Raw genomic sequence first — 15,144 nt, 5'->3', positions numbered from 1 at the left:
AGAATAGTATGGACAATAAAAAACTGCGAACTATTAAATATGAGTTCACAGTTTTTTAGAAAAATCGTTTAAACTTTTTGATCTGGATGTTCTTTTTCCATCTCCTCTTCGGTTTCTTGTCCCATCCCTTTTAGAAAGGTTAACATTAAAGTAATGGCCCGATTTACTTCATCCTTAAGGGGTCTTTAGCATAATCGCTGCATTGTACCAACCTACTTCTTAGATAAAAACTTTTCTTCAATATTTTCATCGAACACAAAAATAGACATGCCAAAATCTCTTTCTATATCAATATCAACAAATAGATCAACAAAATGACATTGTAAATATTCTTCCATTTCTACTGGATGATGTTGCCGATACATTTCTTTTACCATTTCCGTCCGTGCTTCTCTTAACATTTGTTTTCCTTCATCTGCATTTGCAATAAATTTTTCTACTGGAGATAAATTTCCTTCTAATTCACAAATAGCCCAATTTTTACAGAAGGTAGTGTTGATTTTACTTGGGCCTTTTCCCATATGTTTTTTCCGAAAAGCACGAACTAAATTGCTGAATTCTGCTTCGTGTTTGTCCATGTTCATTGCCAATCCTTTTCGATTAAGTTACTTTCCTATACATAACTCGTTTTCCTATATTTTTTTACTAAAAACAGCGTATTAGCAAGCAGGTAAATTGTCAACTCGCCACTGTGTCTTTTTGCTGCTCGTTTCAATTGTTTGATATCAATTCGGACTAAAAGGGAGATAATGAATGCAGCAACTACTAATCCGCCAAATATATATAGAGTCAAAGCATAACTATCTGTCGTCTCACGAATCCAGGTTGCAACATTTGGAACGACAAGACCAGCAGCAGCCCAAGCCGTTAAAATATACCCATGAATAGCTCCTAAATGTTTTGTGCCAAATAAATCTTCGATGTGTGCCGGAATGGATGCAAACCCGCCTCCGTAACAAGTTATAATTAAAAATAAGAGGATCTGAAACAACAATGCTTGTGTGGTATCAGGCAAAATATAATAGGCAGCTATTTGAAACGTAAAAAACGGTATAACGTTGGGCCTTCCGAGATAGAAGCCCATGCTATCCGGCCTGCACCGTTAAAAAATCCCATTATCCCTACCATCGTAGCTTACACGGAGCAGATGGATATGTATCCCAACAGATAAAGCAAGGGCCAGCGGTTTTTTTGGCTTTCATGTTTTCACTCCTTTTGTATAACCACTTTTTCCTCATATAAATCAAAAAACGCCGTAATTTTCTAACAAATAGGTCACACCTATCTGCATAAAATTACGACGTTTTAGCATCAAGCAGGTACGCTGCTCTTCAACCAAAGTAATCGCTTTCAAATCTGCAACAGTTAAAACCGAAAACAGGATCGCTGTCTCGTATCTTATTTGTTACAGTTTTCTGAACTATAAAAAACTATACCCTGTTTTGGATAACTTTTCAATCATTTTAAACGATATTAGATTAAAATTTTTCTTCTGTGGAGCTTTAGGGTTGTAAGTTCAAAAAAGTTATGTTTATACTTTCAATTAAGAATTTATAACATTATATTAGTCAGCTGTATAAATAAAACTATGACAGCACCTATAAGAACTTGGAGGTTAGCCATGTTTTTCTAATCATTGCGGAAATGAGGGAAAGGGTTGGAACAGCGTATAAGCGTAAAAAAAACAATTACTGCCTACCGTGACGGTCAATTTCAGGATGCAGAAGACGATATCGTTTCTGAAGTCCCTCTTACAATATTTGTGAACAAAGAAGAGTTTGCAACCATGGTCTGTTCACCGCAGCACTATCAAGAAATGGTAGTTGGCTTTCTTGCTTCAGAAGGCGTCATTTTGTTTATAAACGAAATATCCACTATTGAAATTGATGAAGATAAAGGCTTTGCGTACGTTGAATTAAACAAAAAGCTCACTAAAGATCAATCGTTTTACTCCAAGCGCGTAATAAATTCCTGCTGCGGAAAAAGCCGGCAGTTTTATTTTCAAAATGACGCAGTAATTTCCAAAACCTCTATGAGTACTGCTTCGCTTACTGCTGAACAATGTATTCATTTAATGAAACAAATGCAGCAAAACAGCCAAGTATTTAAGAAAACAGGCGGAGTTCATAATGCAGCCATTTGCACTCCTGACCATATCATTATAGACCGGGCCGATATTGGAAGACACAATGCTCTTGATAAACTTTACGGTTACTGCCTCGTTCATAATATTGCTATTAAGGATAAAATTCTTGTTTTCAGCGGCAGATTATCTTCCGAAGTATTAACAAAAGCCTCAAAAATTGGCGTTGGTCTCGTGTTATCTAAATCTGCTCCTACTGATTTAGCAATAAAATTAGCTGAAGACTTAAACATTACAGCCGTTGGTTTTATACGCGGGTCTTCTTTTAATGTTTACTCTCATAAATTTAGAATTAAAAAAATGAAAAAGGAGAAGTGTCCAATGAGTTCATGCAGCATTGACCACACAAAAGAATCCGTCATCGAAAAGCTTAAAAGTCAAAAACCGTTTCTCCCCTCCTCCGTTTATCAATCTTGTAACACGCTGTTAGCTGATCATCCTTCTCAAAGTACGTTAAATGAATTATTTCATCTGTTAAAAAAATATGATTTAAAAGATGAAGCAGAGCGACTGGAACGAGATGAAAAAATGAAAGCATTAGCTGAATAACAAAGGACTGTCTAAAAGGTAGTTTTGAGGATGATGCACAACTGGAATATACGAGACTCCAGCGGGAATTTGGGCAGTATGAAGACCCCGGTTTGCTGGAACCTCCGCCCCCAGTAAGCAAGTGTATTCCAGTTGCGCTTGCCAAAAACGGAGTGTGAGAAAACAAATACCTCCCTAAACAAAGCAGAGAGGTATTTCTTTCGTTCGTATAAGTTTTTTAAAGGGGATCAAGCAAATGAATATATCAGGTATTGTACTTGCTGGAGGACAATCTTCACGTTATGGAAAACCAAAAATGTTTGAAAAGTACAAAGGTCTTTCATTTTATGAACATAGTATTCATGCTTTTAAAGCTGGCGGGATAGACGATATATCAATTTCAACCAATAATCAGCTGGCTCCTTATTTTAACAATGAAAAAGCTGATATACTCGTAGAAGATAAAAAACATCAAGGTCCGTTATATGCTCTTTTTTTTGCATTACACCATATGGCTAAGAAAAACGAATGGGTATTTCTATTACCCGCTGACACTCCATTTGTTTCTTCTTCTTTTATTAAAACGGTGATATCTCATGCTGAAAAAGCAGAGAAGCCATATGATGCTTTCGTTCCCGTTACGGGCAGCAAACTGCAGCCGCTGCACGGGATGTATCACAGACGGTGTCTGCCTATCATCGAAGAGATGATAAATAATAATAAAAAAAGTATGTACCCACTCATTCAGTCTGTTACTGTCCATTCTCTCTTTTTTTCAAAAGATCAAAAAGATTTCCTAAATATTAATCGTAAAGAAGATTGGTTTATTTAATTTCGCATTTCATATAAGTGATGCTTAAGCTCGGATTTTATGTGTTCAGGGATCGGCTCGCTTTTTTGCTTATCAAAATTAAAATTAACATACGTAGGCTTCCTTTTGCGCACACCTCTCCTCTTTGATGTATTTCCTCATAGATCTCAAAGCTTGAATTTCTCACATTATTGATCCACGTTTTCACTTGAACCGGTTCACCATAAAACAATTGACCAACGAAATCTACATTCATTTTAATAATAACGCATTCCCATTTTTTAAATGACAGACTCGGGGTAAGCAGCTTAAATACGACTCAAACCATACTGGAATGATTGTATTATTGAAATGGCCTGCTCCATCCGTTTCAGATACGCGCGGATCTATTGTTTTCTGAAACATAAGCGATCTGCCCCAGTACATTATTTTTGATAGGATTGAGAAAGTTCCATTATCATAGCTCCCATCCTCTGATTTTCTGGGGCTAACAACCTTTTTACTCCTACTTCTTTTAATGCCTCAGCAGTCACTTTTCCTACAGCAGCAGCTACTGTTTTATTTTCAAAAATCGAAATCAGCTCCTCTTTCAAATGATGCTCTTGTGCATGTTGAAACAAGGAATGTACTTGGAGCTGGGTTGTAAAGCATATTGCATCAATTTCCCCCCGACGCAATTCCCCGCATATCATTTCAAGCGTTCCTTTCTCTGGCGGGATATGTTGATAAGGAAGAAGTTCCGATACAGAAGAAGCCCCTTTTCTTTTTAGAAATTCTACAAGACGAGGAGCTTTCACCCCGTGAAGCTGAACCATAACTTTTTTGTTGGTAAAATCTTTGTTCTCCATCGCACTTATTAAACCTGCCGTTGTTCCATCATCATCTCTTGCTTCAGGAATAATATCAATTTTTTTTAGAGCATTCTTTGTTTTGTATCCTCTGACTGCAACTTTTCCTTCTCTTAGTATTTTTTCAAAATCTTTTCTCCGGTTTAATTGCTCAGATACATGAAGTAATGTTTCTGTTCCAATACCAGTCGTAAAAATCAACCAGTCCGGCTTCTCATCCAAAATTTTTCTAAAATCCGGCTGTATGTCTTCTTCTGCTAAAAAAGTTGTTCCTTGTAATGGACGAACCACTGCAGTACCGCCTTGCTTTTCAATCAAAGCTGTCATTTCATCTGTTTTCCGAGAAGCAGCAATTGCTACTGTTTTCTCCTCAAGTCCTTTACCCATTCGATTTCCTCCTTTTTTGTTATCTATATAAAATTATATCAATCTAACCTATCCATTCATACTATTAAAGCGCAGCACTAGATAAGAGCAGTTCGGCTCAAGTTCGTATAGCAGATGCAAGTCATTTAGACGGCTTCATTTCCACATTCTTACTCATTTCTGCTTGACAAATCCTTATGGCAGAAGCCGTAGTTTTACTTATACATGGATCTTTAACATTTTAAACTTTCTTAAAGCATAAAAAAACAGGCAGTATTACCTGCCTGCTAACTACTTATTTTGGGAAACAGCCTCTTTGTTCTTGATAAGAAAGCTAAGCACAAAACCTATCAGACCAAAAATAAACGCCACCCAAAAGGACATATTTACGCCGTGAATGAGAGCCTCTGCATTTACTTCCGGCCCCTTACCCATTGCGGTGGTTGTCATCACTGTTACTAAAAGAGCAGTACCAATGGAACCTGATACTTGCCTCATCGTATTATTTACAGCCGTACCATGAGGAATCAAGTGCTTTGGAAGGACGTTTAAACCGGCTGTGGTTACTGGCATCATTACCATAGCAATGCCTGCCATTCGAAGCGAATACATAATCGTCATATAAGTGAACGATGTTGCACCTGTAAGATCCGTATACATAAAATTAGAGATTGTCATAAGAGCAAGCCCTGTAAGGGATAATTTTCTTGCACCGATTTTGTCAAAGATCCTGCCTGTTATAGGGGACATAATTCCCATTAGTACGGCTCCAGGCAGCATCATTAAACCAGACTCCATAGCGGTAAAGTCACGCATATCCTGCATATAAATAGGCAGCACTGTAGCGGCGCCAATCATAGCCATAAATACTAACATACCAATCCCGGTTGTTAAGGTGAATATTCCGTATTTAAATACTCTGAGTTCTAATATAGGCTGTGATAATTGGAATTGACGGAATGAAAATAAAATCAGACAAACGATGCCTGCAGTCATCGTCAAAACAACAGGAAAGCTTCCCCATCCTGTACTTCCTGCACTGCTGAACCCATACAAAATACCGCCAAAACCGAAAGTGGATAAAATAATGGAAAGGATATCCACTTTTGGATATTTTTGTTCTGTAACATTTTTTAGTACAAAATAGGCAAGAATAATATCTAAGACTGCAATTGGTAAAACAATATAAAATAATGTCCGCCAGTGAAAATGATCTACCATAAACCCAGAGAGCGTAGGTCCGATAGCGGGAGCAAATGATATAACCAACCCAATAAATCCCATGGCCGCGCCTCGTTTTTCCATTGGAAAAATAAGAAGAATGACTGTTTGCATTAACGGCATCATCACCCCTGCACCGCCTGCTTGAATTATTCTTCCTATCATTAAAACAGAAAAATTGGGTGCTGCCGCACAAATAAGCGTACCTGCTGCAAAAGTGCTGATTGCAGTCAAAAATAATTTTCTTGTCGTAAAGGTTTCCACTAAAAAAGCAGTTATTGGGATCATAATACCATTTACAAGCATAAAAATCGTTGTCAGCCATTGAGCAGTGTTCGCTGATATCTGCAAGTCTTTCATGATGGGAGGAATCGCTGTCGCTAATAACGTTTGATTTAAAATGGCAACGAAGGCTCCAATCATAAGTGCTGTCATAATCGGGATTTTTTTTGTTTCTTTCTGTTCTTCTCCTCTATTATTTAAATCTGTCATACTATACGCCTTCTTTTTTTATAATTTTACTCCCTGGCTTTTACAATAAATTGTTCTAATGTAGAAATGCATTCTTCTAAATTAGTGTTTTCTTTTATATACGAAGCGAGAGCTTTCATTAAAAAGGTTCGCGGCTTTTGCTTTTGTAACTCTTCATTTATAAGTTCAACAGCTTGGAGCATTTCTTTTTCCGTAGATGATGTAAAAGAAGAACGCTTAATATCGCCTTTTACTTTTTCCAAAAGCTCCTTTATTTCCTCTTCTTTCGTCTTTTTTTCTGGCTCCATTGCTATTTGTTCATAATCTTTCATAATATCTTTCGTTAATATAGGCTCAAAATCTCCGGAATAATTCACTAACACATCCATGCGAGCTACAATCTTTCTAGAGGCTTTTTCTGTATCAACGATATGCTTGGTCTCATCCATTAAACCTATATATTCTTTCAAGGCCCCCTGTAAAAAAAGGACAAGGTCCCATACCTGCTTTTGAATAGATTCTCCATATACTTCTAGGAGCCACTCTTTATGCCAGTTCATCATCGCTGCTTTTGTTTTCTTCATAAGCGGCATAATCGTTTTGTGCTCTTGAACAGAAACGACTTTGTGTAACAAAAGAAAAAATTCTCTATTATCATAAAGGCCGTTTAGTTCTAAAGATATTTTCCTTATTAGTTGTTCTTTAGCAGATAAAGAATCATCTAACTGTACATTTTTTGCACGGAGAAGCATTTGCTGGTGATTATAACGAAAAACTTCAATTAACAAATCTTCTTTAGACCGAAAAAATTTATAAAAAGTTCCTTTTGCTACCCCGCAAGATGAAGTTATTTCTTGAACAGAAGTAGAGAAGTAGCCTTTTTCCGAAAAATGATGCATGGCAGAAACAATAAGACGCTCTCTTTTATCCATGTTTAATTTATTTCCTCCCGATTCTTTAGTGACTAATCGGTCACTATAAAACCAACAAGTTTTATAACGACCATTACAGTTTATATTGATCCGAAGACGTTGTCAAAAATATTGCTTCCGATGGCATATATGTTATGATGACTATAGTTTATAGAAAAAGGATGTATGTGAATGATTACTTGCCAAAACGTCGGGCTTAGATATGGAGATAAAAAACTGTTTGAGGACGTAAATATTAAATTTACTCCCGGTAATTGTTACGGTTTGATTGGAGCCAACGGTGCTGGAAAATCTACTTTCCTTAAAATCCTGTCTGGTGAAATTGACTCTCAATCCGGGCATGTTCATATAGACAAAGGACAGCGTGTCGCCGTTTTAAAACAGGATCACTTTGCCTATGAAGAAAAGCGGGTGATTGATGTTGTCATTATGGGGCATTCCCGCTTGTATGAAGTAATGCACGAAAAAGATGAGATTTACATGAAACCTGACTTTTCCGATGAAGACGGTATGAAAGCAGCAGAACTCGAAGCTGAATTTGCAGAAATGAATGGATATGAGGCAGAAACAGAGGCTGCCCAGCTCCTTAGAGGGCTTGGAGTACCAGAAGAACTTCATGAAAAAACGATGGCAGAACTTACTGGTCCAGAAAAGGTAAAAGTACTTCTCGCTCAAGCTTTATTTGGAAATCCTGATATACTGTTAATGGATGAGCCGACAAACCACCTTGATATTGAAGCTGTTCAATGGTTGGAAGAATTTTTAATTAACTTTGAAAACACAGTTATCGTCGTTTCTCACGACCGTCACTTTTTAAATAAAGTGTGCACCCATATTGCAGACCTGGACTTCGGAAAGATTGAGCTATACGTAGGGAATTATGACTTTTGGTATGAATCCAGCCAGCTCGCGCAAAAAATGGCAAAGGAAGCAAACCAAAAGAAAGAAGATCAAATTAAGCAATTAAAAGAGTTTATCGCTAGATTTAGTGCGAACGCATCTAAATCAAAACAAGCTACCTCGAGGAAAAAAACACTAGAAAAAATTACGTTAGATGATATAAAGCCTTCTTCGCGTCGTTATCCATTCGTACAGTTCAAGCCAAACCGTGATCTTGGTAAAGATTTGCTTACTGTTGAGGGACTCACTAAAACAATTGACGGGGTAAAAGTTCTTGATAACGTCAGCTTTGTACTAAACAGCGGGGATAAAGTGGCTTTTGTAGGAGATCATGAAATTGCGAAGACAACGCTATTTAAAATACTCACCGGAGAAATGGAACCAGACAGCGGCTCGTTTAAATGGGGATTAACAACTTCCCAAGCATATTTTCCTAAAGATAACTCCCCTTATTTTGACGGTGTTGATTTAAATTTAGTCGAATGGCTAAGACAGTACTCGCCTGACGATCAAACCGAAACATTTATCCGTGGCTTTCTCGGCCGTATGCTTTTCTCAGGAGAAGAAGTCTTTAAAAAAGCAAGCGTGTTATCCGGAGGAGAAAAAGTACGCTGCATGCTTTCTAAAATAATGTTAAGCGGAGCAAATGTACTCATATTAGATGAACCTACAAACCACTTAGATCTCGAATCAATTACAGCTTTAAATAATGGTTTAATTGATTTTAAAGGATCGGTGCTGTTTTCATCACACGACCACGAATTTATTCAAACGATCGCAAACAGGATTATTGAGTTCACTCCAGACGGTTTTATCGATAAACAAACGACGTATGATGAATATATCGAAGATCAAAAGATGCAAAAGAAATAAGAAAAGAGGCTGTTTCTGCTCATACGCAGTACAGCCTCTTTTTAACTGACAAGTAAAAACCCACTCAACTGAACTGCGATAGCTAAATGAGATAGATATAAAACACCTGCTAGGCTGCTTTGACTCCAAACTCTTTTGGAGTAAGGCAGCCTAGTTTTTCTTGTATTCGCTCTTCATTAGAGTGTTGAATATATTTTCTAATTCTAGAAACAACTTCTTATTGTTAGGCGCTATAACCTCACTTTCCCCTTGAGATTTCCACTTCCGTTTTGGTTTTACCTTGCATTGGAGATGGTGCTTTTACATCATTTTTTGCACGGTATTCCGATTTAACTTTACTGATGTTGACGTTTTAAAATAGCTCGTATCTTTCGATAACCATTTCGGTAATTTGTTGATTTACAGACCTCTATAATCAAATCTTCATACTTATTCTTATATGTTACCGTCTCTTCCTGGGGCCCAACGATAATAAGTGGAACGGGGTACCTTTAATACGTTCAATTACTTTGTTACCGTGTATTTTCTGCGTAGATTTCCAACTAGATTCAGATCTATTCTTTTATCCACTCCTTTTAAATACTTTTTTAAGATCTCATTCTCCGTCTTCAAATGGGTGAGCTGACTATTTGTACGATCTTCTTCTGTCTTACCCTCTGGTCCATGGCCATACATATATTGTTTTCCTAAGGTTGATCAAAACGATACATTTCTCCCGTTTTGTACCACTTCATCCATGTTTTCATTTGAGATACATTTTTATTTCATACTTCTCCATTATTTCCTGGTTTGTCCGTTTTCCACTCCGTTTGTCTTGAACAACCGCCCACTTTATTTCTTTAGAATAAACGTTTTTGCCCATGCAAAAACACCTCCGAGAATGTACTTCATTGATTGTACCATTTCGAAGGTGTTTTATATTGTCCCATTATTTTAGGTTAGTCCAAACAGCTGTATTTACTTTGAGGTTTTTATACACTGTTAAGATTTACTAAGTTTAGTTCATTCTTTCGTTTCTTCTAAAAAGGAGTGTACATCATCTATTGGAACAGCTAAACCAATGGACTCTTGTTCTGGATGATTAATCGATTTTTTCGCGTAAACAACCCCTGTCACGTCCCCATTTTCACTTATAACGGGACTGCCGCTATTGCCGCGGTATATTGGAGCTGATATACCCAACGCGTTTTCTCTTGTCGTCTCTTCACCTAAAATTTTTCCTTCATTTGCTATTTTAGTGAATGAAAGCGGATTTCCTATCACATAAATGTGTTCATTTTCCTCAGATATTTTATTCTGCAGATGCAAGGTTTCAAACCCCTCCTCTCCTTCTATTTCAATTAAAGCCAGGTCTTTTTCGGCGTCACTGGCTAACAACTCTCCTTCATAGATTTCTCCATCTTCTGTATTTATTCCAATTGTGTCTTGTTGTTCAATCACATGATGATTTGTTAAAACCAGCCCTTCTTTTTCAATAAAAAAACCGGTTCCTTTGGAACGCCCAAATCTTCCTTCCCCTTGAATAGTAACAACTGCTTCTTTCCACTCCTGAATGTCTTCATCCTGAGAAAGTCGATAAGATGTTTTTAAAAACTCGATAGCATCAATCCGGAACATGTCAAACAACATTGCTAAAACTTGAAAAACCAACATCAGTGTTAATAAAACTGCGATAACGCGCACGCCTCGTCTGTTTTTCTTTTTCTCCATGTTATCTGATGGTTTTCGCTGCGCTTCCTCATCTAATGCTTCTTTAAATTCTTCGTAAGAAATTTCTTCATACTTTTCATCATACAATTCATCAAGCTTATCTTTATGTTTATCATCCATGAAATTGAAACTCCTTTTACACTTAAGAAATATCATCGTACTTTTTTAACTATACTATATAAGGAAGATTGTTTGGGCACAGACTTTAAAACATCGTTTTTTTAGGAGGCATTAAGGAGTGTATATAACATTTATCCGTCATTTCATTAAACGTATTAGAGAAAACAGGATTTTCGATGTGTCTGCACAACTCGGTTATTATTTCTTAATGGCCATGTTTCCATTGCTTCTGTTTATTTTAAGTGTTATTAGTTTCTTACCTATTTCAAGTAATGATGTTCTTAGGTTTATTTCTCCTTACGTGCCTCCCGGAACGCTGAATATTATTACTTTTAATATTAATACCATTATAGATGTCCAGCGTTTTGATACTCTTTCTTTTAGTTCGATTGCAACCGTTTGGCTATCTTTATTGGGAACATTTGCCATTATAAGAGCGATTAACCACGCTTACCGTTTATCGTACCCACGGTTATATAAAATGTTTATCATTGGGTTTGGTCTTATGATGTCAATACTATTAGCGATTATCATTTCGCTTTTGCTTCCGATTTACGGACGGCCTTTTGGATCTTTTTTATTTTCCCTCATTGGATGGGATGCCTTTTTTATGTATATCTGGGAATGGGTGCGCTGGGGCGTAAGTTTTATTGTCATCGGACTGGTGCTTTTATACATTTATTTAACTGTTCCTAATAGAATAATCTCTCTAAAAGAAGCCTTTCCAGGAGCTGTATTTGCTCTCATAAGCTGGCAGGCAGGTTCGCTTGGCTTTTTCTTTTATGTAGAAAATAACGACTACTCGGTGATTTATGGCAGTCTTGGCAACATTATTGTTTTAATGATCTGGTTTTATATTTCTGGATTTTCTATATTAGCCGGTGGTGAATTAAATGCCATGATTGCAGAAAAAAGGAAAAATAGATGGTGAACAAACTAATTATATCAATATAATTTATCTGTCATTCTGAAAGATTTTCTAATATAATAAAGGCAGGTAGAAAAATTATTAGTTTATTAACCTGTCCTCTCATGAAAGACACAACAAAACTGTTTCACTCTTATACGCTGCTAAAGTATAACAACATAGTACTAAAGCGCAAGCACCCTGTTTTACATGACGTTCGTGAACTTAGCAGAAGATCCCAAAAAACACCACACCCTGCGGCATTAGCAACATTAAAACGTCCTATACGTAGACGTGCGCGTTTTTAGCAGACATTTCGTAAAATATAATTCCCTAAATAACAATAAGCCATCTGCCCTTCTTGGCAAATGGCTTATAATCACTTATAAACACTTACACTTTATTTTGCGGGAGTGATTTATCCATTATTTTCAAAATACGATCTATAATCAAAAAATTTTTACCCCCATCTCCTTTTTTCGTTCGAATGGAAGACACTACATCTAAAACAGTAACATTTGATTCCAATGGAATGACCGTTAATACAACATCAAATTGATCTTTTTCTAAAGCTGTTTCGGCAAGCACTTCCCCTCTTGCTTCATCAACTTTTATCATTCGGCCCATCACTTCCTCGTTTTCAAGTTCCTTTACTTTCTGAAAAACTTGAGAAAAATCAGCTGCATAATACCTCGTTTGAAGTTCCGGAAATTTTGGTTTTTCTGATGTTTCTTCTCTACCTTTGCCTATTCGACTTAATCGGTAAAATATATTCAATCCCCATCCCCCTTCGAACAAAAAACTCCAAAGCAGCGGCGTAACTTTTCTGCTCTGGAGAAAAAATTTCTTTTATTTAAAGCTCTTCAAAGTAATCTTTTTTAAAGCCGCCAACTTTACCAGAGTTGTCAACAACAAAATAAAACTCCTCAGTTTCATTTTTTACGTCATATATTTTTCCGGGGGTCAGCACCCGGTCCACCTTATATTTTTTAGCATTCGCATGCACACATTTCAGCTGTTTTATTGTTTCTGATTCTGTCCATGTTTTATGTATCATTATTTGCCTCCTAATCTTTTTCAATTCAATTCAAGAAAACGATGACTGAATTGTTTGCCTCCGTCCCGTTCTTTCAAAATCATATCAACAATACATAATCGAATCAACTTCTTATTAGAAAAACTTGGCTTATCGCCAAGTCCTTATGGTGAAAGTCTTAGTTTTGCTTATACTTTGATCCTTTATCAAATTTAAATTTTCCATAAGTATAAATAAAAACAGCCACCCCCTCTAAGCGAAGGACTGGCTGCAAACGAATTAAACAAACATACCAGCAATGGCCGCACTTAATAAAGATGCCAACGCACCTGCAGCAACAGCACGAAGTCCGAGCTGCGCTAATTCTTTGCGTCGTTCTGGGATAAGCGCTCCTATACCGCCAAGAATGATAGCCATGGAAGAGAGGTTCGCAAACCCGCACAATGCAAATGTAATGATGACCTGTGCTTTTTCAGAAAAAGTTTCCATTTCCGGGGCAAATGCTGCATAAGCTACGAATTCATTTACTACAAGTTTTTGACCTATAAAACTTCCAGCCTGCAAAGCTTCCGCCCAAGGAACACCAATCATAAATGCTATTGGGGCAAAAATAAATCCTAAAATAAGTTCAAGCGTTAAGTATTCTGCACCAAACCATCCGCCAACTAAACCTAATAGAGAGTTAATTAATGCAATGAGACCGATAAATGCAAGCAGCATGGCACCAACGTTTAATGCCAAGTGCAGCCCTGTCGAAGCCCCTCTGGCTGCTGCATCAATAACATTTTGTGATTCTTTATCTTTTTCAATTTTTATTTCATCGGATGTAGTCGATACTTCGGTTTCTGGCATCATCATTTTTGCCATAATCAAACCGGCAGGAGCTGCCATAAAGCTCGCCGCAAGCAAATAGTTTAACGGAATTCCAAGAGCGTAATATCCAAACAATACTGAACCTGCTACAGAAGCAAGCCCCCCTGTCATAACGGTAAATAATTCTGATTTCGTCATTTTGGCCAAATAGGGGCGGACCACCAGAGGCGCCTCCGTTTGCCCAACAAATATATTGGCGGCGGCAGACATCGATTCTGCTTTACTAGTACCAAGTATAAAAGATAAAAATCCACCAATAATCTTTACTATCCACTGCATAACACCAATGTAATATAAAACTGCAATTAAAGAAGAAAAGAAAATAATGACCGGTAATACTTGAAATGCAAAAATATTTCCAACACCTTCTAATTCGATTAAATCACCGAATAAAAAGAGAATTCCTTCATTAGCATTACCTATAACGCTTTGGACAGCTCTTGTAACTCCTTCAAGGGCGTTCACTCCTGCTTGCCAGTATAAAACAATAAATGCAAAAAATATTTGAAAAGCAAGTCCACCTAAAATAGTTCTTGGATTGATCGACTTTTTTCTTGCCGATAATAGAAAAGCAAGAAACAAAATAAATGCAATCCCCATTAAGCCCCACAAAAAATTCATACCTCCACCACCACTTTTATAAATTTCCCATTATGGAAAACGCTTTCTTCCCTATAATGGAAGGACATTTGATACTTTATCAAACAAGTTCTAAAAAGTAAATATCAATTAAATATTAAGTACAGAAAGAAACCTGTCATTATCTAATATATCTTTTGACTACTGAATAGTTTTAATACATATGACTTGAAAATTGTCAAATTGAATTTTATAACCGAAAATAAAAAACCCCGATTTTTGATCGGAGTTTTTAATACTTCATTATTCAACACTTAATCTCAGATCTGGCAGATGATTTAAAATAAACTGAGCTTTATCAGCGTCTGATTTTAAAGAAAATTGCCTGTAATACTTCAAGGCTGTCTCAAAATGAGCAGGCATACTTTGATAGGCGTCAAGAACTCTGTCAAATGCATCATATGCAAGCATTAAAGCTGATACCAGATCTGTAAAAGGAAGAATGTACGTGTTTGTATCATGATGCGGCGCCGTGCAGAGTGTCATTTGTTCTACCTGCTCATCAAAAAAGGAAGAAGATTCTTCTATATAAGGACGATAAAGCGGATGAACATGTTTTGCTGTTTTTTCGAAAAACGACCGCCATTCACGGCAAAAACTAATCATGTAAGGCAAGTCATCTCTCTTTACTGTTATATCAAATCCGGCTTGTCTAATACGATCCATGCTCATAGGTTCCATCGTCCGCTGGTTTTGTCCTAAATAATAAAATTTACGACGATACGCTTTCATTCCGCACCCCGTCTTTCGAATTTTGTCTGATTCT

At 36.9% G+C, this 15,144-nt stretch carries 14 protein-coding genes and 2 pseudogenes; 4 read left to right on the top strand and 12 right to left on the bottom strand.

The window, feature by feature from the left end:
- Window positions 1-68: 68 nt before the first annotated feature.
- The 3 genes and pseudogenes from CEF16_RS03960 to CEF16_RS03950 all read right to left on the bottom strand — a co-directional run.
- Window positions 69-170, bottom strand: a pseudogene (locus CEF16_RS03960) (DUF1641 domain-containing protein); the annotation flags it as partial.
- A 42-nt stretch (window positions 171-212) separates the two neighbouring features.
- Window positions 213-578 carry a Na-translocating system protein MpsC family protein gene (locus CEF16_RS03955; protein ID WP_091580734.1) on the bottom strand — a complete coding sequence of 122 codons (366 nt, stop codon included), beginning with the start codon at window positions 576-578 and terminating at the stop codon, window positions 213-215.
- A 35-nt stretch (window positions 579-613) separates the two neighbouring features.
- A pseudogene (locus CEF16_RS03950) lies at window positions 614-1,134 on the bottom strand (hypothetical protein); the annotation flags it as partial.
- 523 nt (window positions 1,135-1,657) lie between these two features.
- Here CEF16_RS03950 and fdhD point away from each other — a divergent pair.
- Window positions 1,658-2,692: a formate dehydrogenase accessory sulfurtransferase FdhD gene (fdhD, locus tag CEF16_RS03945; RefSeq protein WP_091579943.1), complete on the top strand. Its 1,035-nt coding sequence runs from the start codon at window positions 1,658-1,660 to the stop codon at window positions 2,690-2,692.
- 235 nt (window positions 2,693-2,927) lie between these two features.
- Window positions 2,928-3,503 carry a molybdenum cofactor guanylyltransferase gene (locus CEF16_RS03940; RefSeq protein WP_091579941.1) on the top strand — a complete coding sequence of 192 codons (576 nt, stop codon included), beginning with the start codon at window positions 2,928-2,930 and terminating at the stop codon, window positions 3,501-3,503.
- 37 nt (window positions 3,504-3,540) lie between these two features.
- Here CEF16_RS03940 and CEF16_RS24230 read toward each other — a convergent pair whose 3' ends face one another.
- The 4 genes from CEF16_RS24230 to CEF16_RS03920 all read right to left on the bottom strand — a co-directional run bounded on the left by CEF16_RS24230 (window position 3,541) and on the right by CEF16_RS03920 (window position 7,320).
- Window positions 3,541-3,738, bottom strand: a complete 198-nt coding sequence (locus CEF16_RS24230; RefSeq protein ID WP_245917753.1) for an acyl-CoA thioesterase — start codon at window positions 3,736-3,738, stop codon at window positions 3,541-3,543.
- A gap of 169 nt (window positions 3,739-3,907) precedes the next feature.
- Window positions 3,908-4,717, bottom strand: coding sequence for a uroporphyrinogen-III synthase (locus CEF16_RS03930; protein ID WP_091579938.1), 810 nt, complete (start codon window positions 4,715-4,717; stop codon window positions 3,908-3,910).
- A gap of 270 nt (window positions 4,718-4,987) precedes the next feature.
- Entirely contained in the window at window positions 4,988-6,409 is a 1,422-nt protein-coding gene (locus CEF16_RS03925; protein ID WP_091579935.1) for an MDR family MFS transporter, read from the bottom strand.
- 26 nt (window positions 6,410-6,435) lie between these two features.
- Entirely contained in the window at window positions 6,436-7,320 is an 885-nt protein-coding gene (locus tag CEF16_RS03920; RefSeq protein WP_091579933.1) for a TetR/AcrR family transcriptional regulator, read from the bottom strand.
- A 171-nt stretch (window positions 7,321-7,491) separates the two neighbouring features.
- Here CEF16_RS03920 and CEF16_RS03915 point away from each other — a divergent pair, with 171 nt between their 5' ends.
- On the top strand, window positions 7,492-9,093 hold the full coding sequence (locus CEF16_RS03915; protein ID WP_091579930.1) for an ABC-F family ATP-binding cassette domain-containing protein: 1,602 nt from the start codon (window positions 7,492-7,494) through the stop codon (window positions 9,091-9,093).
- A 1,002-nt stretch (window positions 9,094-10,095) separates the two neighbouring features.
- On the opposite strand, the gene CEF16_RS03910 is transcribed toward CEF16_RS03915, so the two are convergent.
- Window positions 10,096-10,923: a S1C family serine protease gene (locus CEF16_RS03910; RefSeq protein ID WP_170031563.1), complete on the bottom strand. Its 828-nt coding sequence runs from the start codon at window positions 10,921-10,923 to the stop codon at window positions 10,096-10,098.
- 118 nt (window positions 10,924-11,041) lie between these two features.
- Between CEF16_RS03910 and CEF16_RS03905 the strand changes: the two genes are divergently transcribed.
- Window positions 11,042-11,854 (top strand): YihY/virulence factor BrkB family protein, encoded by an 813-nt coding sequence (locus CEF16_RS03905; RefSeq protein ID WP_091579923.1) that lies wholly within the window; start codon window positions 11,042-11,044, stop codon window positions 11,852-11,854.
- A 369-nt stretch (window positions 11,855-12,223) separates the two neighbouring features.
- Here CEF16_RS03905 and CEF16_RS03900 read toward each other — a convergent pair whose 3' ends face one another.
- The 4 genes from CEF16_RS03900 to CEF16_RS03885 form a co-directional block, all read right to left on the bottom strand.
- Window positions 12,224-12,607 (bottom strand): hypothetical protein, encoded by a 384-nt coding sequence (locus CEF16_RS03900; RefSeq protein WP_091579920.1) that lies wholly within the window; start codon window positions 12,605-12,607, stop codon window positions 12,224-12,226.
- Between the two features lie 76 nt (window positions 12,608-12,683).
- Complete coding sequence (locus CEF16_RS03895; protein ID WP_091579917.1) at window positions 12,684-12,887, bottom strand: DUF6501 family protein; 204 nt, start codon at window positions 12,885-12,887, stop codon at window positions 12,684-12,686.
- 258 nt (window positions 12,888-13,145) lie between these two features.
- On the bottom strand, window positions 13,146-14,360 hold the full coding sequence (locus CEF16_RS03890; protein ID WP_091579914.1) for a NupC/NupG family nucleoside CNT transporter: 1,215 nt from the start codon (window positions 14,358-14,360) through the stop codon (window positions 13,146-13,148).
- Window positions 14,361-14,621: 261 nt separating this feature from the next.
- Window positions 14,622-15,110 carry a hypothetical protein gene (locus CEF16_RS03885; protein WP_091579911.1) on the bottom strand — a complete coding sequence of 163 codons (489 nt, stop codon included), beginning with the start codon at window positions 15,108-15,110 and terminating at the stop codon, window positions 14,622-14,624.
- Window positions 15,111-15,144 lie beyond the last annotated feature (34 nt).

The sequence above is a fragment of the Alteribacillus bidgolensis genome (assembly GCF_002886255.1).
Classification (GTDB): domain Bacteria; phylum Bacillota; class Bacilli; order Bacillales; family Marinococcaceae; genus Alteribacillus; species Alteribacillus bidgolensis.
The sequence above is the reverse complement of the archived record's forward strand: the minus strand, read 5'-3'. Positions and strand labels throughout refer to the sequence as shown.

Bases quoted from the DNA above. Each gene is read 5' to 3' on its own strand.
- CEF16_RS03955 (WP_091580734.1), bottom strand. From the start codon at position 578: ATGGACAAACACGAAGCAGAATTCAGCAATTTAGTTCGTGCTTTTCGG.
- CEF16_RS03940 (WP_091579941.1), top strand. From the start codon at position 2,928: ATGAATATATCAGGTATTGTACTTGCTGGAGGACAATCTTCACGTTAT.
- CEF16_RS24230 (WP_245917753.1), bottom strand. From the start codon at position 3,738: ATGAATGTAGATTTCGTTGGTCAATTGTTTTATGGTGAACCGGTTCAA.
- CEF16_RS03930 (WP_091579938.1), bottom strand. From the start codon at position 4,717: ATGGGTAAAGGACTTGAGGAGAAAACAGTAGCAATTGCTGCTTCTCGG.
- CEF16_RS03925 (WP_091579935.1), bottom strand. From the start codon at position 6,409: ATGACAGATTTAAATAATAGAGGAGAAGAACAGAAAGAAACAAAAAAA.
- CEF16_RS03920 (WP_091579933.1), bottom strand. From the start codon at position 7,320: ATGGATAAAAGAGAGCGTCTTATTGTTTCTGCCATGCATCATTTTTCG.
- CEF16_RS03915 (WP_091579930.1), top strand. From the start codon at position 7,492: ATGATTACTTGCCAAAACGTCGGGCTTAGATATGGAGATAAAAAACTG.
- CEF16_RS03910 (WP_170031563.1), bottom strand. From the start codon at position 10,923: ATGGATGATAAACATAAAGATAAGCTTGATGAATTGTATGATGAAAAG.
- CEF16_RS03895 (WP_091579917.1), bottom strand. From the start codon at position 12,887: ATGATACATAAAACATGGACAGAATCAGAAACAATAAAACAGCTGAAA.
- CEF16_RS03890 (WP_091579914.1), bottom strand. From the start codon at position 14,360: ATGAATTTTTTGTGGGGCTTAATGGGGATTGCATTTATTTTGTTTCTT.
- CEF16_RS03885 (WP_091579911.1), bottom strand. From the start codon at position 15,110: ATGAAAGCGTATCGTCGTAAATTTTATTATTTAGGACAAAACCAGCGG.